The sequence below is a fragment of the Peptoniphilus sp. Marseille-Q6390 genome, from assembly GCF_965119475.1.
In genome coordinates this window covers 1,045,094-1,071,241 of the sequence record NZ_CBCPLS010000001.1, presented here as the reverse complement: position 1 = coordinate 1,071,241, position 26,148 = coordinate 1,045,094, and the positions used below count along the sequence as shown (strand labels likewise).

Annotated in this window: 21 protein-coding genes and 1 CRISPR repeat array; of the genes, 20 read left to right on the top strand and 1 reads right to left on the bottom strand. The window is 36.7% G+C overall.

Translation table 11 applies throughout. The features are described from left to right. Positions 1-46 precede the first annotated feature (46 nt). Positions 47-1,603, bottom strand: a complete 1,557-nt coding sequence (locus ACWPVO_RS05150) for an SH3 domain-containing protein (protein WP_454206992.1) — start codon at positions 1,601-1,603, stop codon at positions 47-49. Positions 1,604-1,756: 153 nt separating this feature from the next. Here ACWPVO_RS05150 and ACWPVO_RS05145 point away from each other — a divergent pair, with 153 nt between their 5' ends. The 20 genes from ACWPVO_RS05145 (at position 1,757) to ACWPVO_RS05050 (ending at position 26,074) form a co-directional block, all read left to right on the top strand. Continuing rightward, positions 1,757-2,695 (top strand): phosphoglycerate dehydrogenase, encoded by a 939-nt coding sequence (locus ACWPVO_RS05145; protein ID WP_454206990.1) that lies wholly within the window; start codon positions 1,757-1,759, stop codon positions 2,693-2,695. A 35-nt stretch (positions 2,696-2,730) separates the two neighbouring features. Then, positions 2,731-5,310: a CRISPR-associated helicase Cas3' gene (gene cas3 / locus ACWPVO_RS05140; RefSeq protein WP_454206988.1), complete on the top strand. Its 2,580-nt coding sequence runs from the start codon at positions 2,731-2,733 to the stop codon at positions 5,308-5,310. A 209-nt stretch (positions 5,311-5,519) separates the two neighbouring features. Beyond that, entirely contained in the window at positions 5,520-6,224 is a 705-nt protein-coding gene (cas5c, locus tag ACWPVO_RS05135; RefSeq protein ID WP_454206986.1) for a type I-C CRISPR-associated protein Cas5c, read from the top strand. 13 nt (positions 6,225-6,237) lie between these two features. Then, complete coding sequence (gene cas8c / locus ACWPVO_RS05130; protein ID WP_454206984.1) at positions 6,238-8,199, top strand: type I-C CRISPR-associated protein Cas8c/Csd1; 1,962 nt, start codon at positions 6,238-6,240, stop codon at positions 8,197-8,199. Next, positions 8,192-9,043, top strand: a complete 852-nt coding sequence (gene cas7c / locus ACWPVO_RS05125) for a type I-C CRISPR-associated protein Cas7/Csd2 (protein WP_060800541.1) — start codon at positions 8,192-8,194, stop codon at positions 9,041-9,043. The genes cas8c and cas7c overlap by 8 nt, the downstream gene beginning before the upstream one ends. Before the next feature lies 1 nt (position 9,044). Beyond that, a complete protein-coding gene (gene cas4 / locus ACWPVO_RS05120) occupies positions 9,045-9,698 on the top strand; it encodes a CRISPR-associated protein Cas4 (protein ID WP_060800542.1) in 654 nt (217 codons plus the stop codon). After that, complete coding sequence (gene cas1c, locus ACWPVO_RS05115; protein WP_148465045.1) at positions 9,695-10,726, top strand: type I-C CRISPR-associated endonuclease Cas1c; 1,032 nt, start codon at positions 9,695-9,697, stop codon at positions 10,724-10,726. The genes cas4 and cas1c overlap by 4 nt, the downstream gene beginning before the upstream one ends. Before the next feature lies 1 nt (position 10,727). Then, complete coding sequence (cas2, locus tag ACWPVO_RS05110; protein WP_005955246.1) at positions 10,728-11,021, top strand: CRISPR-associated endonuclease Cas2; 294 nt, start codon at positions 10,728-10,730, stop codon at positions 11,019-11,021. A 132-nt stretch (positions 11,022-11,153) separates the two neighbouring features. Beyond that, positions 11,154-14,700: direct repeats of the CRISPR family, unit length 32 nt; unit sequence GTCGCACTCCCCGTGAGTGCGTGGATTGAAAT. Between the two features lie 131 nt (positions 14,701-14,831). Next, entirely contained in the window at positions 14,832-15,215 is a 384-nt protein-coding gene (locus tag ACWPVO_RS05105) for a helix-turn-helix transcriptional regulator (protein ID WP_454206981.1), read from the top strand. After that, positions 15,212-15,349, top strand: a complete 138-nt coding sequence (locus ACWPVO_RS05100; RefSeq protein WP_454206979.1) for a hypothetical protein — start codon at positions 15,212-15,214, stop codon at positions 15,347-15,349. Before ACWPVO_RS05105 ends, ACWPVO_RS05100 begins: the two co-directional genes overlap by 4 nt. 367 nt (positions 15,350-15,716) lie before the next feature. Then, positions 15,717-16,055, top strand: a complete 339-nt coding sequence (locus tag ACWPVO_RS05095; protein WP_454206977.1) for a hypothetical protein — start codon at positions 15,717-15,719, stop codon at positions 16,053-16,055. A gap of 111 nt (positions 16,056-16,166) precedes the next feature. Next, positions 16,167-16,331, top strand: a complete 165-nt coding sequence (locus tag ACWPVO_RS05090) for a hypothetical protein (protein WP_454206975.1) — start codon at positions 16,167-16,169, stop codon at positions 16,329-16,331. Between the two features lie 557 nt (positions 16,332-16,888). After that, positions 16,889-18,592 carry a proline--tRNA ligase gene (locus ACWPVO_RS05085; RefSeq protein ID WP_454206973.1) on the top strand — a complete coding sequence of 568 codons (1,704 nt, stop codon included), beginning with the start codon at positions 16,889-16,891 and terminating at the stop codon, positions 18,590-18,592. A 1-nt stretch (position 18,593) separates the two neighbouring features. After that, positions 18,594-18,815 carry a YdbC family protein gene (locus ACWPVO_RS05080; protein WP_005955451.1) on the top strand — a complete coding sequence of 74 codons (222 nt, stop codon included), beginning with the start codon at positions 18,594-18,596 and terminating at the stop codon, positions 18,813-18,815. A gap of 70 nt (positions 18,816-18,885) precedes the next feature. Continuing rightward, complete coding sequence (tig, locus tag ACWPVO_RS05075) at positions 18,886-20,235, top strand: trigger factor (RefSeq protein ID WP_454206971.1); 1,350 nt, start codon at positions 18,886-18,888, stop codon at positions 20,233-20,235. Positions 20,236-20,251: 16 nt separating this feature from the next. Then, entirely contained in the window at positions 20,252-20,836 is a 585-nt protein-coding gene (clpP, locus tag ACWPVO_RS05070; protein WP_005955542.1) for an ATP-dependent Clp endopeptidase proteolytic subunit ClpP, read from the top strand. A gap of 8 nt (positions 20,837-20,844) precedes the next feature. Then, positions 20,845-22,062, top strand: coding sequence for an ATP-dependent Clp protease ATP-binding subunit ClpX (gene clpX, locus ACWPVO_RS05065; protein WP_060800603.1), 1,218 nt, complete (start codon positions 20,845-20,847; stop codon positions 22,060-22,062). Between the two features lie 46 nt (positions 22,063-22,108). Then, positions 22,109-24,442, top strand: coding sequence for an endopeptidase La (gene lon, locus ACWPVO_RS05060; protein WP_454206968.1), 2,334 nt, complete (start codon positions 22,109-22,111; stop codon positions 24,440-24,442). Beyond that, positions 24,429-25,025, top strand: coding sequence for a ribosome biogenesis GTP-binding protein YihA/YsxC (gene yihA, locus ACWPVO_RS05055; protein ID WP_005955507.1), 597 nt, complete (start codon positions 24,429-24,431; stop codon positions 25,023-25,025). The genes lon and yihA overlap by 14 nt, the downstream gene beginning before the upstream one ends. 185 nt (positions 25,026-25,210) lie before the next feature. Beyond that, a complete protein-coding gene (locus ACWPVO_RS05050; protein WP_060800605.1) occupies positions 25,211-26,074 on the top strand; it encodes a DUF1002 domain-containing protein in 864 nt (287 codons plus the stop codon). Positions 26,075-26,148: the final 74 nt, after the last annotated feature.

Sequence of the window (26,148 nt, the reverse complement as noted above, 5' to 3'; positions counted from 1 at the left end):
AATTTGAAATTTATATAAAAAAATCTCCACGCCTAGGTGGAGATTCTTAGTTTAAAGTTTTATTTGAGATCCAGCCCTTCATAGTGTCTTGTGAAATTGCATTTTTAACTTCAACATGGCACCAGATCCTTTGACCTTGTTCGATTTTTGTCTCAAGAACGTAGAGCTCAGTTCCCTTTTCAAGGATTTTAACAAGGCCTGAGTCAACACTTGGCTCGGCTCTAAGGTTGGCCTTTTCAGTTACAACAGTCCTGTAAGTGTGAAGGAGGTCAGAAGCTTTTTTAGCAGTTTCTGCTGCATCCTTATCACTTTCTTCTTTTTCAAAGTTTTCTTTTTGGTTTTCGTCTCCTTGCAAACTGTTGGCGCTTTCAATTTCTCTTTTTAACCTTGCCGCCTTAGCTGATTCGGGCACTACATTTAAATAGGAATTTAAAAGTAAAAGTGCATCAGTCCTATTAGTTGCATAGGATGATTTAACTTCATTTAAGATTATATTTTCTATGGAAAGAAGCTTGTCTTGTGTCGACTTATAATTTTTTTCGTCCTCTTGGATTACCTTTTTATAATTATAGGCAGCGTCGATGTAGTCGCCTTCTTCAAAATAAGTGGAAGCCCTTTGGAAGGACTCATCTGATGCTACAAGCTTTTTGAGTTTTTCCATTTCATTTAAGATTTCTGGACTTATCTTGTCCTTTGTCGCAGAATTATACATTTCAAGAGCCTGATGGTAGTTGCCACTTAGGGCAAGACCTCTGGCATCTTCAATCTTGCTTGCGTTTCTTTCTTTCTTCACTATGTTCAAGGCAAAGATTGAGACAATAGACAAGAAGATGAGGAAGACAAGGGTAAAAAATATTTTTTTCCAAGGGATAGACCTTGGTTTTTTTGGTGCTTCTTCATTGGTCCTGTCAAACTTTAGACTCTCTGTAGTTGGAGCAATCTTGGACAGGTTGGTTTGAGTCAAGTGGGTCTCAAGAGTTTTTAAATTTATCCCATCAGTGGTCCTTGTGTTTTCTATAACATTTAAAATTTTAGAATTTATCAAGGCCTCTGTGAGGTTATTTAAGACGAAGCTCTTGTTTCTACCGCAAAACTCACACTCGCTAGTCTCATTTTCATTTATAAAGCCGCAGGCACAACGCCAGTAATCCATTTGGTTTTCGCCGTAGGTTTTGATTCCATCGCCAAGAGTTTCCTTTATTTGGGCCCTCTTCTTTTCGGGAATAACAGGGAGATTAATTTCAAATTTTTTGTCCCCACAAGTAATATTTTTTCCGTCAGCAGTGTATTTTGAAATGTAAATATCAATGGCCCTTGCCTCGTGAAACCTCTCATCCAAGATAAAGGGATCTAAGAAGTAGCGAGTGAAGGGTGCAATATTAACAGCCTGTTGAAAATAAAATTCACGACCATTAAAGAGGTATGACCTTTCAATGGACTTGAACTTAACAGCAAATTCAATGTTAGTGACAAAAGAGTCTTGGGCATTTAACACGTCAATTGCTAGGGCAAAGTCACCAGATGTTAGCTCTGCATTTGCTATTTGAATTTTTTCACTTGTATTAAAGCTAAGCTTTGTGGGTAGGGTTCTAAAAAAACTCATAAAGACTCCTTTCAATTTATCAAATAAATTATATTATATTTAAAAAACTTTTACAATAAGCCGCCTATTTACTAAAATTCTCCCATGTCCTATAATTTAATTAGAATACGAATTAATACAATAAAGAGAATTTTTATATAAATGGAGGTAAAAATGAAAGTTTTAATGGGCCAGGGCTTAGCGAGAAAATATGGAGAGAGAATAGAAAAACTAGGCTACCAAGTCCTAAGTTACGACGAAAAAAATCCCAACGAAAAGTCTGACTACGGCGAAGATATTTTAATTGGCGCCATAGACTTGAAAAAGATAAACTACAAGGACCACAAAAATTTAAAATATATATTTTTAACCTCAGTTGGCATAGACTTCCTTGACCTAGACTACATCAAGGAAAAAGAAATAACCCTATCCAACAACAACGGAGCCTACGACGACCCAATAGCAGAGTGGATAGTCTACGGACTCCTACAAATAAATAAAGACGACAGAAGAAACATAGAAAATCAAAAAGAAAAACTTTGGAAGAAGAGGTCCTTCGCCTACAATCTCTATGGGAAGAAAGCCCTCTTTATGGGGACAGGGACCATAGCAGTAGCAGGAGCAAAAAGACTCAAGGGCTTCGAAATAGAATTAAATGGATTTAACACAAGTGGCAGGAAGGTTGAGCCCTTTGACAATGTCTATTCACTAGAAGAACTTGACAGGATTTTGCCAGAGATGGACTACCTAATCATGTGCCTTCCTGAAACAGAAAAGACCCACCACATTCTAAATGCAGATAGATTTAAAAGATTAAAAGATGGAGTGGTGGTAGTAAACATTTCAAGAGGATCAACAATAGACGAAGATGCCCTAGTTGATGCAATAAAATCAGGCAAGGTAAGAGGGGCAGCCCTAGACGTCTTCGAAGAAGAACCCCTAAGCAAAGACTCAGAACTTTGGGAGTTAGAAAATGTCTACATCTATCCACACATCTCCTTCGCCTGCGAAGACTTGGGATCAAGACAATTTGCCACAGCCTACCAAAACCTCAAAGCCTTGAAGAATGCCGGCGACTTCAAAAATATAGTAGACTTCGACAAGGGTTACTAAAATTTATTTTAAATTAAAAATTTTTGAGGTGGTTTATGTTAGATAAATTGTACGCACATATTGATAGGGACAAGATAGAAAAGAAGCAAAGTCTTTACACTCATCTTTTAAAAACTGGACTTGAGGCAAAGAAGATAGGCGAAAAAGTTGATATGGGAAATATTAGCTTTCTAACAGGACTTCTCCACGACATAGGCAAGGCCAGTCTTGATTTCCAAGATAAAATCATAAAAAATTCAAACAAAAAAGTAGACCACTCAAGCCTTGGTGGTCTATTTGTCGTGAAAATTTACAAGTCAGTTATTGATGAAATTTTGGATAGTAAAGACCAATCTATCTTGGACTTGAAAAGTGTTTTGGAAAAAGATAAATTGACATTCTTGGACTTAAGCGACTATATAAACATTTTGATTTATACAATTATGTCCCACCACGGTCAATACGACATGGTGAGGAAGAATGAAGACATGGCCTATGTTTTGACTAGTCTTGATAGGCTGAAAAAAATTGAAAATGCACCCTATAGGTTCGGCGAAAGTTTGCAAGAAAGCCTTGATATTGATGATTTCTATAAAGAAGTTGAAAAATTTTATGAATCAAAAGGAATTTATATAAAAGATATTTTTTGTAAGGGATTTTTAGAATATCTTGAAATAATAAAAAAATTAAAGAATTCTGCCAAAGAGTACTCAAAGAATAAAGAGTATGAGGCTCTGTGCTTATACAAATCGCTTCTTATTAGGCTCTTGGTTTCTATTTTAAAATCTGCAGACATTAAGGACACCATAAATGCTTATGAGAATATAATTGTTGACGAAGACCCGGAAAACTTAAGGCAAGTAGAAAAAAGATTTGAAGAAAACATTAATAAAAAATACGCATCTTTTGGAGAGCCTGAAGGGAAGTTGAATGTTTTGAGGAGAGAAATCTCTGAAGATATTCTAAAAAGATCTAAAGAAGATGGACTTGGAATTTATAAACTAGACCTTCCAACAGGGGCGGGCAAGACTCTCTTGTCCCTTCGATATGGAATAAATCAAATGAACTATCAAGGCAAGGATAGGTTCTTTTATGTCACATCTTTTCTTTCAGTCCTTGAACAAAATGCCTCTGAGATGAGGGAAATTTTAAACGATGATGACTTTATCTTGGAACACCATTCCAATGTTGTTGACGATAAAGATGAAATTGAAAATGATGACAGAGACGATGAACTAGATGTAGTGAAGAAGAAGTTTCTTCTCGATGATTGGACTTCGCCAGTAGTTTTGACAACCATGGTCCAATTTTATAATTCTATATTTAAGGGTAAGTCAGCTAATCTGACAAGGTTTAAGTCTCTTATCAATTCTGTAATTATTTTGGACGAGTGGCAGTCTATCCCTACAGAATTTTTATATATGACTAACCTTGCCCTTAACTTTATGAAAATAGTGATGAAAACAACTCTTGTTTTATCAACTGCAACTCAGCCTACAAATGCATCTGTATCTCTTGACCACAAATTATTTTATGGAAATTTAGATGGAGAAAATGAGGATATTATAGAAAATAAAAATTATGATTTCTCGGCCTTTGAGAGGGTCAAGTTAAAAATTTATGGAGACATAAATAAGATGTATGGAATTGAAGACATAAGGGATCTAGTCTTGGAAAACTTGGACAAGTCTAATTTAATTATTTTGAATACAAAAAAACTTGTGAGAAAGTTATATGACTTGCTTGAAAATAATTATGAAGATAAGGACCTATATTATCTAACGACTAATTTGACTGCCAGCGACAGGTTAAAAAAGATTGGAGAAATAAAAAAGAGGTTACTAAAGGGAGATAAAATTTGTGTAGTTTCAACTCAACTTATTGAAGCAGGAGTGGATGTGGACTTTGACCTTGTCATAAGGTCACTCTCTGGTATGGACTCAGTAGTTCAAGCCATGGGAAGGTGCAATAGAGAAGGTCATCGTCAGTCTGCCTTCACCTACCTCATAAATCTAGATAAAAACGAAGAAAAAACTTCTATGTTAAAGGGTGTGGATGAAAGAAAGGCTGCCTGCAAAGCCGCTCTCAATAAGTCCACAGATGACCTAGATATAAAGAAGTTGACTGAAGAATATTTTGAAAAATTATATGCAAACTTAAAAGGAGACCAATACTCTGATGTCTTAAAATTATTGGCTGAGAATAAAAAAGTCGCTGGTGATTTTCAAAAATTAAACAAGGTAAAAAAAGACCTAAAAGAAGTCGCAGGATATTTATATGATGAAAAGAGAAAAATCTACTTTGATTTATTTCAATCTTTTAAGGGAGCCTACAAAGAATTTGAATTGATTGAAGATAATAAGGGCACTGCCATTGTTTATTACGAGGAAACTGAAGAGGATTTGAATAAGTTGATGGACCTAGCAAAGGAATTAAATGGACCAGATTATCTAAATAATTTGAGAGAGTTAAAGAAAATAGTAAAGAAACTTTCAAGGCACACTGTAGCTATTAGTAAAAAAGATTTGAGTTCTTGCGACAATGTTCTAGATGGAAAAATTTATATCCTTCCAAATTCTTATTACAATGAAAAATTTGGTGTTAACTTTGAAGAACCGGATAGCTTTATATTATAAACGAAAAAAGACCCTTACTAATAATAGGGTCTATCTTCCATATAAATATCTTTCAATCCACAGCTTTCGCTGATGAAACAATTATATCAAAAAATTATAAAAAATAAAATCGAATAGATGCTTGACAAAGAGACTACACACATATTAATATAAAGACAACGAAGATGATACCGTTTTCGCGAAATTAAAAATCAAAGGAGGTGTTATTAATGAATAAGTCAAAATACTTTTACGCAAAAGTATATGGTGACAGGGCATTGTTTACTTCACCAGAAAGTAAGTCAGGGGGAGAAAAGGTGTCTTATGAGGTGCCAACACTAGCCTCACTCCAAGGGATAATTGATGCAAATTATTTTAAACCCACTATTACAAATGTAATTGACGAAGTTAGGATCATGAATAAAATTGAATCTTACACTCAAGGCATGAGACTTCTCTTAAGAGACTATAGCGCTGATTTATCCGCATATACCTATCTTTCAAGTCCTTGCTATTATGTAAAATTTCACTTTGAGTGGAATGAAGACAGAGAGGATCTTAAAAATGACAGAAACTTTTTGAAGCACGATGCCATAACAGAAAGATCTCTAAAAAGAGGAGGGAGAAGACCAATCTTCTTAGGAGTTTCTGAGTGCCAAGGCTTCATCGAATACTTGACAGAAGAAGAGTATGAAAATGACAAGGGATATTACGATGATACTAATTTAGGTTTTGGACTTATGTTAGTTGGACTAATTTATCCAAAGAAGTCTGGTGAGATGTTGAGATCAGCCTATGGACCAATAAATATGAAAAATGGAAGAATTACTTTTCCAAGGCCCGAAGACTGTCCAATAATAAATGAAGTTTCAAATTATTCATTCAAGGAGCCTGACCTCACAAGGACAGTAGACCAAGAATTAGAAGACTATTAATGGAGGTGATACATTGAGTTTTTTAACTGCCTTATACAATTCATATAACTTTGGACTCGAAAATAATTTGATTGGAGATCTAAACGATAAGTCGAATTTAATACTTCCAATTTATCACAACTCTATGAAGTCCAATGGTAAGAATATTGTTGAAATTTTGATTAATGATAAAAGTGAATTAGTTGATGCAAATTTTTTGGATGATGGTGACCTTGTAATCTTTCCGGTAACAGAAGATTCTGTTGCAAGGTCTAGCGGAGTTGCACCTCATCCCCTCTTCGATAACTTTGATTATGTAATCCAAGACAAAACAAAGAAGTCTGAAGCCTATATTATCCAACAGGAATCCTGGCTTAATTCCGACAGAGATGACTTTGTACAAATTATTCACGACTATATAACAAAAGAAAAAGTTTTTGAAGATATACTTTCAAAACTTTATAAAGATTATAAGATTACAAAAGATAAAGTTGTTGAATATGTAGATAATTCTGAAAAAAAACCGAAGACTGTGACTGTAGATTTTTCGAAGGTATTTTTAACTTTTGCAGTAGAAAACTATGAGGGCAAGAAAAACCTAAGCCTATCAGAAAACAAAAACTTGCAAGAAAAATTTATAAGATACACAGAAGAAAGTTTTGCAAGAGACAAGGACTCTGAAAAAATAATTTGTAACATATCAGGGAAAGAAGACTTCTTGTGTCTAAAGCACAAACCTCTCATTGGTTCTGCAAGACTCATATCTCAAATAACTGCAAACAATGAAAACTTCCTTGGTAGGTTTGATAAGCCTGACGAAACTATAAAGATTGGAAAGGACTCAAGCCAAAAAATTATACAAATGGCTAAGGCCCTCTTAAGTGGCGAAAATACTTCTAGATGGCTTGGAGAATTCACTTATGTCTTGAGTTGGTTTTCTGATGACATTCAAAATAAGACTGAGATGGATGTAACTAAAAAGCTAGAGGAAAGTATCGAAGAGTCAAATAAAGCTGGCTCCCAAAATCGCCAATTATTTATGCTGTCAGAAGATGATTTAAAAGGAATAAGTAAAGAAACTTCCATGACTATAGGGGATAAAACATCTGAAGATATTGTTAGATCTTTTACCAGTGGTAGGATAAGATTTAACGAAGACTCTAAGTACTACATTGCAATAATAGACAAAGTAAGCAATGGTAGGGTTGCCCTTAAATATTTTAAGGAAATGGATTCCTCAATACTCAAGGAGAACTTGGTTAAGTGGCAAGGTAAATACAATTGGCCTAGATATACTAAAGAAATAGGGAAACACCTATACACACCAAGTCCATTTGCTCTAATTCAAACAGCCTATGGAGTTGAAAGAGAAAAAGGCTTAGAAGTATCGAAGAAGAGTTTCTCCACTGATCAATATAAGAACATCATTATGGCCATAGTTGAAGGTAGAGACATGCCTCAAAATATAATTAGAGCTATGGAATTAAATATAAGAAATAGATTAAGCTACGATAAATCATGGCAACAAGTTAAGTTGTGTGCCTTGGCAATCCTAAAAGATAAGGAGGGAATTAAGAGTAATATGTTGGATAGAAAAGAAACAGACAGGTCTTACTTATTTGGTAGGTTATTGGCAATATATGAAAAGACTGAAGCTTTTACGTATAACAAAGATAATGAAAGAATAACAAATGCTGAAAAACTTTGGACAAGTTATTTAAATAAACCAGTAACTATGAGTATGAGGCTTAGCGACATGACAAAACCTTATGATTTTAAATTATTAGCTAATGAAAAAACTAAAAAGATAAGGCTTATTTTAAAACAGGATACCAGTGACGTAATTGGACTTATTGGAGATAATTATAAATTTAACTCCTTTGAAACAAATAAACCATTGAGCTCAGGATTTTTATTCGGATATGAAGCTCAAAAAAAGGAACTAGAATACTTATATAAGAATGCTATGAAAGAAAGTGAGGAAAAAAATGATTAACAATAAGGTGGATTTTATTTTTACAATTGAAGTTTCTGGAGCCAACCCAAATGGAGATCCTTTGACAGGTAATATGCCAAGAATTGATAACAGAGGATTTGGAGAGATCTCTGATGTTTGCTTAAAGAGAAAAATAAGAAATAGGATGCAAGATATGGGACATGACATCTTTGTAAAATCCCTTGACAGGAGCGACGATGGATTTAGATCTCTTCAAAAGAGATTTGAAGATGTATTTAACAAAGAATCTGACGAAGAAGTTGAAAAAATAGCAAATGAAAAGTGGCTAGATATAAGGTCCTTTGGTCAAGTCTTTACTTACCAAAAAAGAGCTCTAGGAATAAGGGGACCAGTTTCTATATCCATTGCAAAATCTATTGAGCCAATAGAAATAACAACAATGCAAATAACAAAATCTATAAGCGGTATGGAACCGGCAGCTGGAAAAACAAGATCTGCAGATACAATGGGAACAAAACACTTTGTGGACCATGGAGTTTATGTAGTTAATGGCAGTATAAATTCTTACTTTGCAGAAAAAACTGGCTTTGACCAAGAAGACGTTGAAACTATAAAAGAGTGTATAAAAACTCTATTTTTAAATGACGTATCATCAGCAAGACCAGATGGATCCATGGAAGTTAAAGATATCTTTTGGTTCAATCACTCATCAAAGGTTGGCGATGTGTCAAGTGGAAAGATTAAGGACCTACTAGAATACGAACTACCTAACGCAGAGGACTTAAAAGTAAAATATGAAGATTACAATATTAGACTAGACCAAGAAAAATTAAAAGAATATGAAGAAAAGGGTTTGAGAGTAGAACACATTCAAGGAATATAAAATGTATGCTGAAGATGACTATTTAATGTTAAATGGAATACAACATTTTTTATTTTGCAGGAGACAGTGGGCCCTTATCCATATTGAAAATATTTGGACGGAAAACTCCTTTACAGCAGAAGGTCAAGTCATCCATACGAAAGTAGACCAACCCTTCATAAAGGAAAAGAGAAAAGACATAATAATATCAAGAGCCATGTCAGTGAGTTGCAAATCTTTGGGACTCTCTGGCAGGCTAGATGTAATTGAATTTCACAAGTCAGATGAAGGAGTAGAATTAAAAAACAGAAAGGGTAAGTGGCTACCTGTAATCGTAGAATATAAAAGAGGAAAGAAGAAAAAATACAACTACGACAATGCTCAGCTTATGGCACAGGCAATTTGTATAGAAGAAAACTTTAACATCAAATTAGACTACGGCTATCTTTATTACAATGAAACAGACACAAGAGAAAAAGTTGAGTTTACAGGTGAGCTTAGAGAACTGACAATAAAAGCAGCCCAAGAAATGCACTATTATTACAAGAATAAAATTATACCAAAAGCAGAAAATTATAAAAATTGTAGGATGTGTTCCTTGTATGAAGAGTGCAAGCCTAGGTTAACAAAAAAGATAAAAAATGTTGGGAACTATATCTATGGGGCAGAATTATGAAAAAATTACTGAACACCTTATATGTAACAAATCCTAATTATTATCTGAGAAAAGAAGGGAGAAATATTTCCATAACAGAGGATTCAAATAGAATCGCAAGATACCCTATCCACATATTAAAGCAAATAGTTTGCTTCAATTACATGGGCGTCAGCCCAGACCTTATGAAGATGTGCATGGAAGAAAATGTAGCAATAACATTTTTTACACCCTACGGAAAATATTGTGGAAGAGTAATAGGAGCATCTTATGGAAATATTTATACGAGAAAGAAACAATACAAAATGCAAGACTCAGAAGAGTCTTTAGATTTTGTAAAAAACATAATTTATGCTAAGGCCTACAACTCCAGGAAGGTTTTAATAAGAGGGAAGTTAGACAATAAGGACAAGGTAGATGTTAAAAGGTTAGAAGAAGTAATAGAAGCAATAAAACTTTTAATGTTAGAAATAAAAAATTGTGAAAACAAAGATAGTGTAAGAGGTATTGAAGGAATAATAGCAAAAGGCTACTTCTCTGTATTAGATGAATTAATAATAAAACAAAGAGAAGATTTCTTCTTTATAGATAGGAGTAAAAGGCCACCCATGGATAGGTTTAATGCCCTTATATCCTTCCTCTATTCCCTACTTACCAATAATATAGCTGCAGCCCTTGAAGGAGTGGGGATAGACTCTTATGCAGGATTTTTTCACACAGATAGGCCAGGTAGAGTTAGTATGGCACTAGACATAATAGAAGAGATGAGAGCCTTTCTAGTTGATAAGTTTACACTTTCAATGATAAACTTAAATAGAATAAACAAGAACCATTTTGAAGTAAAAGAAAATGGAGCCACACTCCTAAATGAAAAGGGAAGACAGATAATTTTAGAAAACTGGAACAAGAGAGAACAAGAAGAAATCTACCATCCATTTTTAGAAGAGAACATTAAAATTGGACTGCTTCCTCACGTGCAAGCTCTCTTATTGAACTCTTACCTCAGAGGAGACATAGAGGCCTACCCACCCTTTATGATAGGAGGCTGAAATGCAAGTGTTAATTACTTACGATGTAGAAACAGTAACACCAGCTGGCAAAAAAAGATTAAGGCAGGTAGCAAAAGTCTGTCTTGATTATGGACAAAGGGTACAAAACTCAGTGTTTGAATTAAATATTTATCCAGCAGACATGGTAGAAATAAAGAGTAAATTAGAAAAAATAATTGATCCCAAAAAAGATTCCATAAGGATTTATAACCTAGGGAAAAATTGGGAGAGGCGAGTTGAAAGTCTGGGAAGAGACGATACTTATAACCCAGAAAAAGACCTGTTGATATTATAATACTCATGAGATTTAGACCTGGACATAAAAAGCCCAGACCTAACTCATAAAAAATGAGGAAAAAAAGAGACAAAACTCTTTAAAAAATGATTAGCTGTATTTTTTAGTAGGAGATAATGGCTAAAAAATACAGTCGCACTCCCCGTGAGTGCGTGGATTGAAATTTTGGACTGGTACGGCGCGTTCCGTGGCGACGTCGTCGCACTCCCCGTGAGTGCGTGGATTGAAATAATACAGCTAAAAAAGAAATAGTAAGCATATTATCGTCGCACTCCCCGTGAGTGCGTGGATTGAAATGAAAATCCAATGAATTCAATATTAGTCTTAAAGAAGTCGCACTCCCCGTGAGTGCGTGGATTGAAATTTGTATTATGCTGTCGACTATGCCCCCTAATCCCGTCGCACTCCCCGTGAGTGCGTGGATTGAAATTTAACATCACTTTGAGTAAGTGTTATCTCTTGGGTCGCACTCCCCGTGAGTGCGTGGATTGAAATGCCTTGTCAATGTCAATCTCGTAGGACTCGCCTTGTCGCACTCCCCGTGAGTGCGTGGATTGAAATTCTATGTCCGACATTTTTATAAAAATTGAGATTGAGGTCGCACTCCCCGTGAGTGCGTGGATTGAAATCCGTTAGGTCGTGCGTTGTCCACATATACACAGTGTCGCACTCCCCGTGAGTGCGTGGATTGAAATCCGTCAAAATACTATTTAATTCTATGGAGTCTCTCGTCGCACTCCCCGTGAGTGCGTGGATTGAAATTATCTAGCATTTTTCCACCTCCTACTTAAGACCCGGGTCGCACTCCCCGTGAGTGCGTGGATTGAAATACAGTCAATGCTTAGTAATCTAAGTAACACAGAGGTCGCACTCCCCGTGAGTGCGTGGATTGAAATTTTTGAGTTACTGAACCTTCCACCTTAAAACCATCGTCGCACTCCCCGTGAGTGCGTGGATTGAAATGTCTAAAAGGTAATTATAAAACCCCGTCAAAGCTGGTCGCACTCCCCGTGAGTGCGTGGATTGAAATTTTTGAGTTACTGAACCTTCCACCTTAAAACCATCGTCGCACTCCCCGTGAGTGCGTGGATTGAAATTTTTGAGTTACTGAACCTTCCACCTTAAAACCATCGTCGCACTCCCCGTGAGTGCGTGGATTGAAATAAGTCGGGGGTGGAGTTAATCTGTCCCGACATACGTCGCACTCCCCGTGAGTGCGTGGATTGAAATCTTGTAGGCATTTCTTATAGCCTCGTCTACTGTCTGTCGCACTCCCCGTGAGTGCGTGGATTGAAATCCGTCAAAATACTATTTAATTCTATGGAGTCTCTCGTCGCACTCCCCGTGAGTGCGTGGATTGAAATGACATCGAGGGTCCAAGGATAGCAAGTGTAAATTTGTCGCACTCCCCGTGAGTGCGTGGATTGAAATGACATCGAGGGTCCAAGGATAGCAAGTGTAAATTTGTCGCACTCCCCGTGAGTGCGTGGATTGAAATCCGTCAAAATACTATTTAATTCTATGGAGTCTCTCGTCGCACTCCCCGTGAGTGCGTGGATTGAAATGACATCGAGGGTCCAAGGATAGCAAGTGTAAATTTGTCGCACTCCCCGTGAGTGCGTGGATTGAAATGACATCGAGGGTCCAAGGATAGCAAGTGTAAATTTGTCGCACTCCCCGTGAGTGCGTGGATTGAAATTTTGCTTGCTTCTTTCAAATTATTCTGATCAGAAGTCGCACTCCCCGTGAGTGCGTGGATTGAAATATTTTCTCCAACTGCTTTTTGTAAAGCATTGTTTAGTCGCACTCCCCGTGAGTGCGTGGATTGAAATTCCACATAAATAGAAATTAAAGATTTGCGTTACCGTCGCACTCCCCGTGAGTGCGTGGATTGAAATCTTTCCAATTAGTCCATCTACCACGAATACCATTAAGTCGCACTCCCCGTGAGTGCGTGGATTGAAATAAAAGGGTTGCTAAAACATGTTCACATTCAACACTTGTCGCACTCCCCGTGAGTGCGTGGATTGAAATTATTGGTTGGTTGTTTACTACTATTTGTGGTTCTTGTCGCACTCCCCGTGAGTGCGTGTATTGAAATAATATCAACGGCACGCAAGAAGTAAGCAATATCAGTCGCACTCCCCGTGAGTGCGTGGATTGAAATTTCTTTCCACGTTTGTCTTAATCCCTTATCTCTTGTCGCACTCCCCGTGAGTGCGTGGATTGAAATCCAGAAGTGTTTGAAAAAAGAGCAAAACTAGAGGTCGCACTCCCCGTGAGTGCGTGGATTGAAATGAGCGTATATAACTCAATATTAAACCTCTGCACATTGTCGCACTCCCCGTGAGTGCGTGGATTGAAATTTTTTATTCTCAACCCAGGGTTTATTTTTACCATGTCGCACTCCCCGTGAGTGCGTGGATTGAAATTAAAAAATAGGCTGCTTTTTTGCGTAAGGAGTGACCTGTCGCACTCCCCGTGAGTGCGTGGATTGAAATCAACTAGAAGAATGTTCGACTGGGTGGGTAATACGCGTCGCACTCCCTGTGAGTGCGTGGATTGAAATAAGGCTGATAACCTAATCAATGATATCGCAGTTACAGTCGCACTTTCTGGGTAAGTTCCGTCTTTTGCAGAGGTCGCACTCCCCGTGAGTGCGTGGATTGAAATTATGAGGGCAAATTAATCTGGTCTAAGTTTTATGGGTCGCACTCCCCGTGAGTGCGTGGATTGAAATTCTGCTTGCATAATAGTGTCTTACTACGTGGTCCAGTCGCACTCCCCGTGAGTGCGTGGATTGAAATAGCCATAGGTAATACAGACAGAATAAAACAAAAAGGTCGCACTCCCCGTGAGTGCGTGGATTGAAATATATTTTTCTCCAGAAAAAGATTCAACTTCTTTTGTCGCACTCCCCGTGAGTGCGTGGATTGAAATAATCCGCAATCAAGATTGATATGTAATCGGTTTCTGTCGCACTCCCCGTGAGTGCGTGGATTGAAATCTGTTTTATGAAAACTCCGTTAATAGTTTTACCTGTGTCGCACTCCCCGTGAGTGCGTGGATTGAAATCTCGATAAGTTCCAAATCTGCCAATAGACCTTAAGGTCGCACTCCCCGTGAGTGCGTGGATTGAAATTTGACCAAACTTTGGTATGTCATCATCAAATACGGTCGCACCCTTCGCGGGTGCGTGGATTGAAATTACTGCAGGACCAGATGGGGCTTATATCTATCACGTCGCACCCTTCGCGGGTGCGTGGATTGAAATTTGGATAGAGATTTAGGTGTAGACGGGACCATAATTGTCGCACCCTTCGCGGGTGCGTGGATTGAAATTTGTTGGGTTGATTCCTGTATCGTTTACGATAGTGGTCGCACCCTTCGCGGGTGCGTGGATTGAAATCTTTAAAAGCTAAATTAAATAAGTTGCTTATAGCGTCGCACCCTTCGCGGGTGCGTGGATTGAAATTTAGCAAATGTGTGGTGAACACTTAGGGCAAGTTGGTCGCACCCTTCGCGGGTGCGTGGATTGAAATCTACTAAATTTAATTTCTTTCTTAATGATGATACATACGTCGCACCCCTCGCGGGTGCGTGGATTGGAATAACATTTGTGTCTGGATCTGCTTCAGTATAGGCTAGTCGCACCCCTCGCGGGTGCGTGGATTGGAATAACGGAAGACGTTATAAAACAATATATTGAAAATGATACAGATTATTATTTTGAATATTAAGAGGGCGTATCATATGAATGACTAAATTTTATGATAAAATCCATCTAGAAATACATAGGGGGTATATAAAATGAAAAATAAAGTTATAGATTATTTGACGATTGATGAGGTATGTGACGCAATAGGAATTAAGAGAAACAGTAAAGCACAAATAACAAGATGGATAAAAGACGGTAGAATAGCTGGAGCTTATAAATTCAGTACCAATTGGGCTATACCTATCAGCTGGGTAAAAAGTGAGTGTATTGCAAGGGGTGTCAAATATCAATTAGAAGAAAACGATAATAAACAAAAACAAGTCAAGTTAAAAGATTATATACCACTAATTGAGGTATATAAAGATGATATTAAAGAATATAATAGACTTCAAAAACAGATGATACGGAATACCTATCCTGATGATTATATAAAATTTGGCAACGCCTATGGAATTAGAAAAGAGGATATAAAATGAAATATAGTGAATTAATTGACAAATTGAAAAATATGAATAAAACAGAATTTGCAAGTTATGTAGCCGATAACACAAAAAACATGATAAACACAGAAGATGGCTTATATGTGGAGTTATTTGGAATATCATTTTAGTGTATGCTTAGCACAGAAGATTTAATTGAATATCCGAGCCTAGAGGATAGATACAATAAAATTAAAGATAATGATGATGAAAAATATAATTGTAATGGAGGATATAAGCAATCAATACCAATTTAATGAGTCGCACCCCTCGCGGGTGCGTGGATTGAAATCTATCAAAGATGACAAGGAAGAAGGAGTAGTTTTTGTCGCACCCCTCGCGGGTGCGTGGATTGAAATTATTAATTATATCATATATATTTTAAATAAGAAATGTCGCACCCTTCGCGGGTGCGTGGATTGAAATGAAATCCTTGGAAGGTCAGGAACCTTAGAACTAGAAGTCGCACCCTTCGCGGGTGCGTGGATTAAAATACTAATGCCAACAATCACTATTTGGGCGGGTAAAGTTGCGCTCTTCACGGGTGCGTTGATTGAAATTATTAATATAAGGAAGGGTGAGCAAATATTGGGAAAAAACTTAAAGGAAAAATTGTTATTTTTAAAAGCAAATTGTAAGCCTTATGAAATTAATGAGTATTTTGCTGTTGAATTTGCGGATGATTATGATGTATTTGCTCAAGATAAAAATAATATTGAGACTTTAGAATATCTAAACGATGAATTTATTGACATTGATGTTGATTATAGTCATAGTAGTGAATTTGATAGTAAGGTAAGAGAGACAATTGATGAAGCTATTAATATGTTAAGTTAATCTCATTACGGGTCGATGGATTGAAAATTATTACTCGCCCAGCGAGTGAAAAAAATTTAGCCGCAATCTCCATGGGTGTAAGGACGAAAATTGAAATGTAAGGTTATTATTATGAAAGTGAAATTTATTGGCGAAACTGATCCTGTTTATATGATTAATGGAAAGGTCTATGATGTTATTAGTATTGAAAAGACTTGGTACAGGATTATTGATGAAGAGGGGGAGGATTATTTGTATCCTCCTGAACTTTTTGAAGTTATTGACGAGAAGGAATAATTTAATAAGATATTGCTGGCAATTTTTTGTCGCAAGTAGATGCTCAGTTAGAAAGTTTTTTAAGCTGGGCATCTTTTTTTATTTTCAAAGAGGTTTATACGACTTGTAAAGTAATGTTAAAAATGAAATTTGAAAATTCAAGAACTTATTAAAAGTTGTTAAGTAAAAAATTTTTACAAGCTTACTTAAAAATATAAAGAAATAGGATATTATAATGTTGTTAAAGTTTATGAAGTAATGAAACTTTGTGAAGTTGAAAAAACTTATGAAGTTATAAATTTTTGTGAAGTTGCTGAAGCTTAAGAAGTTATAAATTTTTATAAAGTCGTTAAAACAATGAAGAGTAATAAATTTTTGCAAGGTCGTTAAACAATACAAGTCAAAAATTTTTTATTTATTAATAGAAGAAAACTTGCAAAGTCTTCTAATTAAATCTAACAATTTTGTGAAGTCTTGGGGTCTTTATAGTATAATAAAAACAGCGTGCTATGAGATTTTACCTAAAAACTTGTAGAATATTATTTTATTTATTATAATACTTTTATTATGGAGGTAATATGAGATTATCAAAACTGTATATGCCAACTCTTAGGGAGGATCCACAAGATGCTGAGATTGCATCTCACAAGTTTCTTCTAAGGGCAGGTATGATTAGAAAATCTGCTAGTGGTGTCTATACATACTTGCCACTTGGCTATAGATCTATTAGAAAAATTGAAAATATTGTTCGTGATGAGATGGATAAGGCTGGTGCTATGGAGATTTTAATGTCTGCCATCCAACCTGCTGAGATATGGAAAGAGTCTGGTAGATGGGAAAAGTTTGGACCAGAGATGTTTAAGTTAAGAGACAGAAATGATAGGGAGTTCTGCCTTGGACCTACTGCTGAGGAATATTTCACTACTCTTATCAGGGATGAGGTTAAGTCTTACAAGGACCTTCCTCTTAATCTTTACCAAATCCAAACTAAGTACAGGGACGAAAAGAGACCTAGGTTTGGTATTAATAGGGCGAGAGAATTCTCCATGAAGGATGCCTACACTTTTGACACTTCACCAGAAACTCTTCACACTGCTTACATGAATATGTACGAAGCTTATGAAAAGATTTTTGACAGACTTGAGCTTGATTATAAGATTGTTGAGGGCGACAATGGTGCCATGGGTGGTACTGGTTCTCACGAGTTTATTGCCCTTTCTGAAACTGGCGAAGGTGTAATTGTTTATTCTGAGTCTGGCAAGTTTGGTGCTACTGAAGAGAAGGCTCCTGTTGAGTATATTCTTCCTCAAGCTGAAGACAAGAAGGACTTAGAAAAAGTTCACACTCCAAATGCTAGCACTATTGAAGAGGTTGCTAACTTCTTAAAGGTGGACCCAAAGAAGTGTGCCAAGGCAATTGATTTAATGTTAGGCGATGAACCTGCTCTTGTATTTATTCCTGGAGACAGGGAACTTAATCTTGCTAAGCTTGTTGCTTACACTGGTACTGCTGAACACGACATTAGGATGATGGAAGATAGCGAAATCGAAGCTATTAAGTCTAAGCCAGGCTACACTGGTCCTCTTGGCCTTGATGTTAGGATGATTTTTGATAAGAGAATCACTGAGATGGACAACCTTGTTGTTGGTGCCAACGAAAGTGAATACCACTACATCAATGCAAACTACGGTCGTGACTTTGAAGGAGAAGTTGTTGATGACCTTCTTCTTGTTGCTGAAGGGGATAAGGTCCCAGGAACTGATGAAGTCTATAAGTTTGCAAGAGGTATTGAAGTTGGTAATATCTTTAAATTGGGTACTAAGTATTCAGAAGCTCTAAATGCAACTTACCTTGATGAAAATGGCAAGGCAAATTACTTCTACATGGGTTCTTATGGTGTTGGTGTAACAAGATCTGTTACAGCTGTTATTGAACAAAACCACGATGACAATGGAATCATCTGGCCAATATCTGTGGCACCTTATGAAGCAATTGTTACTATAGTAAACACTAAAGACGAAGAACAAGTTGCTCTTGGAGAAAAAATTTACAAGGAACTTGAAGCTAAGGGTGTCGAAGTCCTACTTGATGATAGGAAGGAAAGACCTGGAGTTAAGTTTAAGGATAGGGACCTTATTGGTATTCCACTAAGGATCACTTGCGGCAAGAAGTCAGGAGAATCTATTGTTGAGTATTCTACAAGAAGAGAAATGGAAAATTCTGAAATTTCTGCTGATGAGGCAATCAAAAACATTTTAAGTGAAGTAGAAAAGGTTAGATAAGATGAGCGATTTTAAATTTGAAATTACTGAACACTTGGGAACTCTATCTGAAAGTGCTAAGGGCTGGACTAAGGAACTTAACAAGGTTTCTTTTAACGATAGACCAGCTAAGTATGACTTAAGAGAATGGGACCCTGACCACCAAAAGATGTCCAAGGGTGTAACTCTTAATGATGAAGAGATGGAAATTCTTTCAAAGATACTAAAGGACAGAGGTATTTAATAGGTTTTTAAAATAACTTATGTTATAATATAGAGATGTGAAAAACGCGAGAAGCGAGGAGGCAATTGAAATGGAAATTAATAAGAAAGAAAATAACACTGTCTTTTTTGACATTGTTTTAAAAAGAGAAGATATAAAGAAAGCTGAAAACGAAGTGTACAAGAAAAACAAAAAACACTTCCAAATTCCTGGATTCAGAAAGGGTCATGTTCCTATGAAGATGATCGAAAATATGTACGGCAAGGACGTATTCTTTGAAGATGCAATCAACGAACTTCTTCCACAAGAATATGAAAAAGCTGTTAAAGAATTAGATCTTAAGGTAGTTGACCAACCAAACATTGACATTGATGAAGAAAGCATTGAAAAGGCTGAAGACCTTCTTATCAAAGTTTCTGTTGATGTTAAGCCAGAAGTTGAAATAAAAGACTACGAAGGAATCGAAATCGAAGACCCAACTATTGAAGTAACTGACGAACTTATTGACTCTGAAGTTGAAAACCAAAGAGCAATGAACGCAAGAATCATCAATGTTGACGACAGACCTGTAGAAGATGGTGACACTGTAAATATCGACTTCAAGGGTTCTGTTGACGGAAAATACTTCGAAGGTGGAGAAGCTGAAAGCCAAGACTTAAAGATTGGTTCAAACACATTTATCCCAGGCTTTGAAGAACAATTAATTGGACACAAGATTGGCGAAGAATTTGACATCACTGTTAAGTTCCCAGAAGACTACCACCAAAAAGATCTTGCTGGCAAAGACGCCAAATTCGAAATCAAATTAAATTCTATTTCTTATGAAGAACTTCCAGAACTTGATGATGAATTCGTAAAAGACATCTCTGAATTCGACACTCTTGATGAATTCAAGGCTGACCTAAGAAAGAAAAAAGAAGAAGAATTCAAGACAACTTCTGAAATGGAAAAACAAAGAAGAGCTATTGATAAAATTGGTGAAATGATTGAAGCTGACATTCCTGAAGGAATGATTAACTCTCAAATCGACGACATGATTAGAAACTATGACCAAAGTCTAAGAGCTCAAGGAATTAGCTTTGAAGACTACATCAAGATGATTGGTCAAAGCCTTGACGACTTCAAGAAGACTATGAGACCTGAAGCAGAAAAGACTGTTAAAAATGACCTTGCCCTAGAAGCTCTTGTTAAAGCAATGAAGATTGAAATCACTGATGAAGAAATCGAAGAAGAAGTAAACAAGGTTGTTGAAGAATACTTCAAGGACGACAAAGACCACATGGAAAAAATGAGAGAATATATGCTTAACGACAACAAGGACGTTGTAAGAGATGACCTTGAAAAGAGAAAAGCTATTGAAACTCTTGTTGAAAAGGCAAAATTTGTTGAACCAAAGGAAATTACTAAAGAAGATATAGAAGAAGTAAAAGAAGATAAATAATCAAGGATGTGATTAAATGGCACTAGTGCCAATGGTAGTAGAACAAACTAATAGAGGCGAAAGATCTTATGACATTTACTCAAGACTTTTAAAGGATAGAATTATCTTTCTTAGTGGCGAAGTAAATGACACCATGGCAGATCTAATTGTTGCCCAACTTTTGTTCTTAGAAGCTGAGGACCCAAACAAGGACATTCAACTTTATATTAATTCACCTGGTGGATCTGTAAGTGCAGGCTTTGCAATTTACGACACTATGAACTATATAAAGCCAGATGTGTCAACAATCTGTATTGGGATGGCAGCATCAATGGGTGCATTTTTACTTGCATCTGGTGCTAAGGGTAAGAGATTTGCTCTTCCAAATTCTGACATTATGATTCACCAACCATCTGGTGGAGCACAAGGTCAAGCAAGTGACATCCAAATTAATGCAGAAAAGATTTTAAAAATTAGACATAAGTTAAATGAAATTCTTGCAGAGAGAACTGGTCAAGACCTAGAAAAAATCGAAAAAGATACTGACAGGGACTACTGGTTAAATTCTCAAGAAGCAAAAGATTATGGTTTAATCGATAAAGTTATTGAAAAAAGGGTTTGAGGTGAAATATGTCTAATACAGATGAAATTTTAAGATGTTCATTCTGTGGCAAAACGCAAAACCAAGTGAATAGATTGATTGCCGGACCTAATGTCAATATCTGTGACGAGTGCATCGAAAGATGCCACACAATCCTAGAAAATGAAGTTCCCCATGAAATCAGCAAGGACTTTGACCTAAAGAAGCCTGCTGAGATCAAGGAAATCTTGGACCAATATGTTGTAAAGCAAGAAGATGCAAAACGTGCTCTTGCTGTTGCAGTCTATAACCACTACAAGAGAATTTCATCAACTAGGAAGGTTAGCAGTGACATTGAACTTCAAAAGTCCAACATACTTATGATTGGACCAACAGGTTCTGGTAAGACCCTACTTGCACAAACTCTTGCTAGACTTTTAAATGTTCCCTTTGCCATTGCCGATGCCACAACCTTAACTGAGGCTGGCTATGTAGGCGAAGATGTTGAAAATATTATTTTGAAACTTATTCAAAATGCTGATTATGACATTGAGAGGGCAGAAAAGGGGATTATATATATTGACGAGATAGATAAGATTGCTAGAAAATCTGAAAATGTATCTATCACAAGAGATGTAAGTGGAGAAGGTGTTCAACAAGCCCTCCTAAAGATTATAGAGGGAACTATTGCCAATGTTCCTCCACAAGGTGGAAGGAAACATCCTTCACAAGAATTTATTCAAGTTGATACCTCTAACATCCTATTCATTGTTGGTGGTGCCTTTGACGGAATTGATAAAATTATAGAAAACAGAACTGCCAAGTCTTCTATGGGCTTTGGATCTGAAATTGTAGATAAAAAAGCCAAACAAGAAAATATTTTACAAAAGGTTGAAACAGAGGACTTATTGAAGTTTGGTTTAATCCCTGAACTTATTGGTAGACTTCCTGTTACTATTACTCTTGAAGAGTTAGATGAAGAGGCTCTAGTTGAAATTTTAACTAAGCCAAAGAATGCCCTTGTAAAACAATACAAGGAACTTCTAAAGTTTGATGACGTTGACTTAATCTTTGATGATGAAGCCCTAAATTATATTGCTAGAAAGGCAATAGAAAAGAAGGCTGGAGCAAGAGGACTAAGAGGCGTTATTGAAAACACAATTATGAATGTCATGTACGAAATTCCTTCAAGAGATGACATCAAAGCAGTTAAAATAACAAAGGAATCAGTAGAAGGAACTGCACCTGCTGAATTAATAAAAAAATAAATAAATAATTAGCCGTGGTTGCCACGGCTTTTTTAGAAGGTGAAAAATGGATAAAATTAAATTACCACTTATCCCACTTCGAGACCTAGTTATCTTTCCCCACATGGTGATGCACTTTGATTGCGGGAGAAAAATTTCTCTTAACGCAATTGATGCTGCAGAGATGAAGGATTCAAAAATATTTTTGGTGGCCCAAAGAGAACTTGAAATCGAAGATCCAAAGAGGGAAGACCTCTTTGAAATTGGGACTGTGGCTACTATAAAACAAATTTTAAAACTGCCTGGTGGAATTGTCAGAGTCCTTGTTGAAGGAGAAGAAAGGGCACAAATTTCTGAGCTCGACATCACAGAAGAGATGATCGAAGCAGAAATTAAAATCCTTGAGGACAAGGAAAGTGACTTCACAGAAGAGGAAGAGATTGAAGCAGCCCTTAGGCTTGCTCTTAGTGACTTGGAAGCCTACTCATCTCTTGATGATAAATTCTTCCCAGGACTCATTTCAAATATTGCAGACACAGATGACCCATCAAGATTTATTGACACAGTTGTGGGATATTTGAATTTTAAATTACAGGACTATCAGATACTTTTGGAAACCACAGATATCTACGAGAGACTTGTGGTCTTCCATGAGATTATGAAAAAGGAAATTGAAATTCTTTCTATAGAAAAGAATATCAACGACCAGGTTAAAAAGAAAATGGACGATGTCCAAAGGGAATACTATCTCAAGGAACAGTTGAGGGTAATCCACAAGGAGCTTGGCGACGGAGAAAACGAAGCTGAGATAACAGAGTCTTACAAGAAAAAAATTGAAGAGAAGGCCCTTCCTGATGAAGTAAGGGAAAAGGCCCTAAAAGAAGTTAAGAAGCTTGGCAACTTAAACTCACAGTCGCCAGATTATTCTCTTTTAATAAATTATCTTGACTGGATTCTTGACCTTCCTTGGCTCGAATCTGGAGATGAAAAGAGAGATATTTCTGAAGCAAGAAAAATTTTAAATGACGAGCATTACGGACTTAAAAAAGTTAAGGAGAGAATCCTAGGATTTATTGCCGTTAGGATTTTATCTGGCGACAAGGGAAGGGGACCAATCCTCTGCTTAGTAGGACCACCTGGAGTTGGCAAGACTTCCATTGCTCAGTCAATTGCAAATTCTCTTAATAAGGAATTTGTCCGCATGAGCCTTGGTGGTGTAACTGACGAAGCAGAAATAAGAGGTCACAGGAGGACATATATTGGAGCACTTCCTGGAAGAATAATTTCTCTCTTGAAGAAGGCTGGAAAAAATGATCCAGTATTTTTATTTGACGAGATAGACAAGGTGGGCAATGACTTTAAGGGCGACCCAGCCTCAGCCCTATTAGAAGTTCTTGACCCAGAACAAAACAATTCCTTTACAGATAGGTACTTGGAACTTCCCTTTGATCTATCAAAGGTATTTTTCATTGCCACAGCCAACACAAGGTCAACTATTCCGAGACCACTTCTCGACAGGATGGAAGTGATCCAACTTGAAGGATACACTCCTGATGAAAAATTCAATATTGCAAAAAAATATTTAATTTCAAAGCAAATTGAAGAAAATGGACTTAAGAAAGAAAATATAAGTATTTCTGATAGGGCCATCAAGGACATAATAGATTACTACACTCGTGAGTCCGGAGTAAGGGGACTTGAAAAACAAATTTCAAAAATTGTTAGGAAGGCTGCCCTAAAGATTGTGGAAGAAAATTTAGACAAGGTTTCTGTTTCTACGAGAAACATCGAGGACTATCTAGGAGAAAAAATTTACAGGATTTCTGAAGCAGAAAAAACTCCAGAAGTTGGTTCAGTAAATGGACTTGCGTGGACAGAAGTTGGAGGAACAAGTCTTGTAATAGAAACTACAGTTATGCCTGGCAAGGGCAAGCTAACCCTAACAGGATCACTTGGAGATGTTATGAAGGAGTCAGCTATAGCTGCCATCTCTCACATTGCATCCAATGCAGACAAGTTTAAGATTGATCCAAACTTTAGGAGCACAAGAGACATCCACATCCACGTGCCTGAAGGAGCAGTGCCAAAGGATGGTCCATCAGCAGGTATCACAATAGCGACATCAGTCCTATCTGCTTTAACAAAGAAGCCAGTTAAGAATGACGTAGCCATGACGGGAGAGATAACTCTTCGTGGGAAGGTCTTACCAATTGGCGGCCTAAAGGAAAAACTTTTGGCAGCAGAAAGATACGGGGTTAAGACTGTAATAATTCCAGAAGATAACAAGAGAGACTTAAAGGAAATTGAAGAAGAAGCAATAAAAAGATTAGACGTGAGACCAGTTTCCAAGTTTGAAGAAGTGGCAGAGATTGCCATAGGTGATTTTAATGAAGATAAATAAGGCAGAACTAGAAAAAGTTGCAGTAGAAGAAAAGCAATACCCCGACACAAGCATTAAGGAGTTTGCCTTTGCCGGCAGGTCCAATGTTGGTAAGTCATCTTTTATAAATGCAATGTTAAATAGAAAAAATCTTGCGAGAACTTCATCAACACCAGGCAAGACTAGGACAATAAACTTTTATAAGGTCAATGATGACCTAAGACTTGTTGACTTACCAGGCTATGGCTACGCAAAAGTTGCCAAGACTGAAAAAGAAAAATGGGCAGGTATTATAAACAGGTATCTTGAGCATAGGGACAACTTAGTTGAGACAATCCTACTTGTTGATATAAGACACGAGCCAACAGCCCTTGACAAGCAAATGTATGACTACATCATTGAGTCGGGCTTTTCGGGAATAGTCATAGCAACAAAAAAAGACAAAATAAAAAAATCTCAAGTAGATAAACATATTTCAGTAATTGCCAAAAAGCTTGGCGTCAAGCACAAGGAAAATATAATTCCCTTCTCATCATCAAAAAAAGATGAAGTAAAGGACATGTGGTTTATCTTTGAAGATATGTTGAGATTTCATGAAGAATAAAAAAAGAGCTGGGTGACCAGTTCTTTTTTATTTGTGAGGTTTTAAAAACTTATAAGACAAGAGTTTTAAAATTTTATAAGCCCAGAAGATTTTAATAATTTTTTAATAAGTGATGAATAAATTTCACATACTTTTTAAGTATTATTCATATATAAATGGTATCATAATAAAAAATGGAGGATGTTATGAAGATAAGAAATAAAATTTTAGTGGCATCACTTTCTCTTGCCCTTTTGCCAGGATTTGTTTTCGCAAAAGAAGGGGATGAGATCGTAACACTTGGTGCCGACTTAAAGGAAAGTCAAAAAAGTGAAATGCTTCGTGAGATGAAGGCAAGCGAAGATGCAAAGATCATCGAAGTTACTAATGCAGAAGAATACAAGTATCTTGGCGATGTTTTGTCATCGAAGGAAATTGGAAACAAGGCCATTTCCTCTGCCATTGTGAGATATGAAAAAGCTGGTAGCGGACTAACTATTGAGTTATCAGACAACATAAGAGTTGTAAAGGAAGATGCCTTTATCAATGCCCTCAACACTGTAGGTATTGAAGATGCTGATATTTATGTAACTGCACCAGGAAAGGTTAGCGGTACAGCAGCCTTGACTGGAATCCTAAAGGCCTATGAAGCGAACACAGGCAAGGAACTCCCAGAAAACCTAAAGAAGGTTGCCAATGAAGAGCTAGTTGTTCAAACAAAATTATCTGAAGAGCTTGGCGATCAAAAGACTAACGACATAATTTATGAAATCAAGGATGCTATGGCAAAGAATATGCCAAAGGACGAGAAAGAAGTCAGACTAATCATCGAAAGTGTTGCAAAAAGTGGAGATATAAATCTTACAAAGTCACAAGAGGACAAGCTTGTTGGACTCTTTAACAACATGAAAAATGCCAATGTTGATTGGGACAGAGTGGCTGATACTGCTGTTAAGTACAAGGACAAGGCTGCAAAATTTTTGAACTCTCCAGAGGGAGAAAAAGCCGTTGAAAACACAAAGAGCTTTTTGGAAAAATTAATAGACTTTATTGTCAGCTTATTTAAATAAGAATTAAGAATAAAGATTCACCTTGAGGTGGATCTTTTTTATTGCAAAAATTCTGAAAATAAAAAAATCCGACT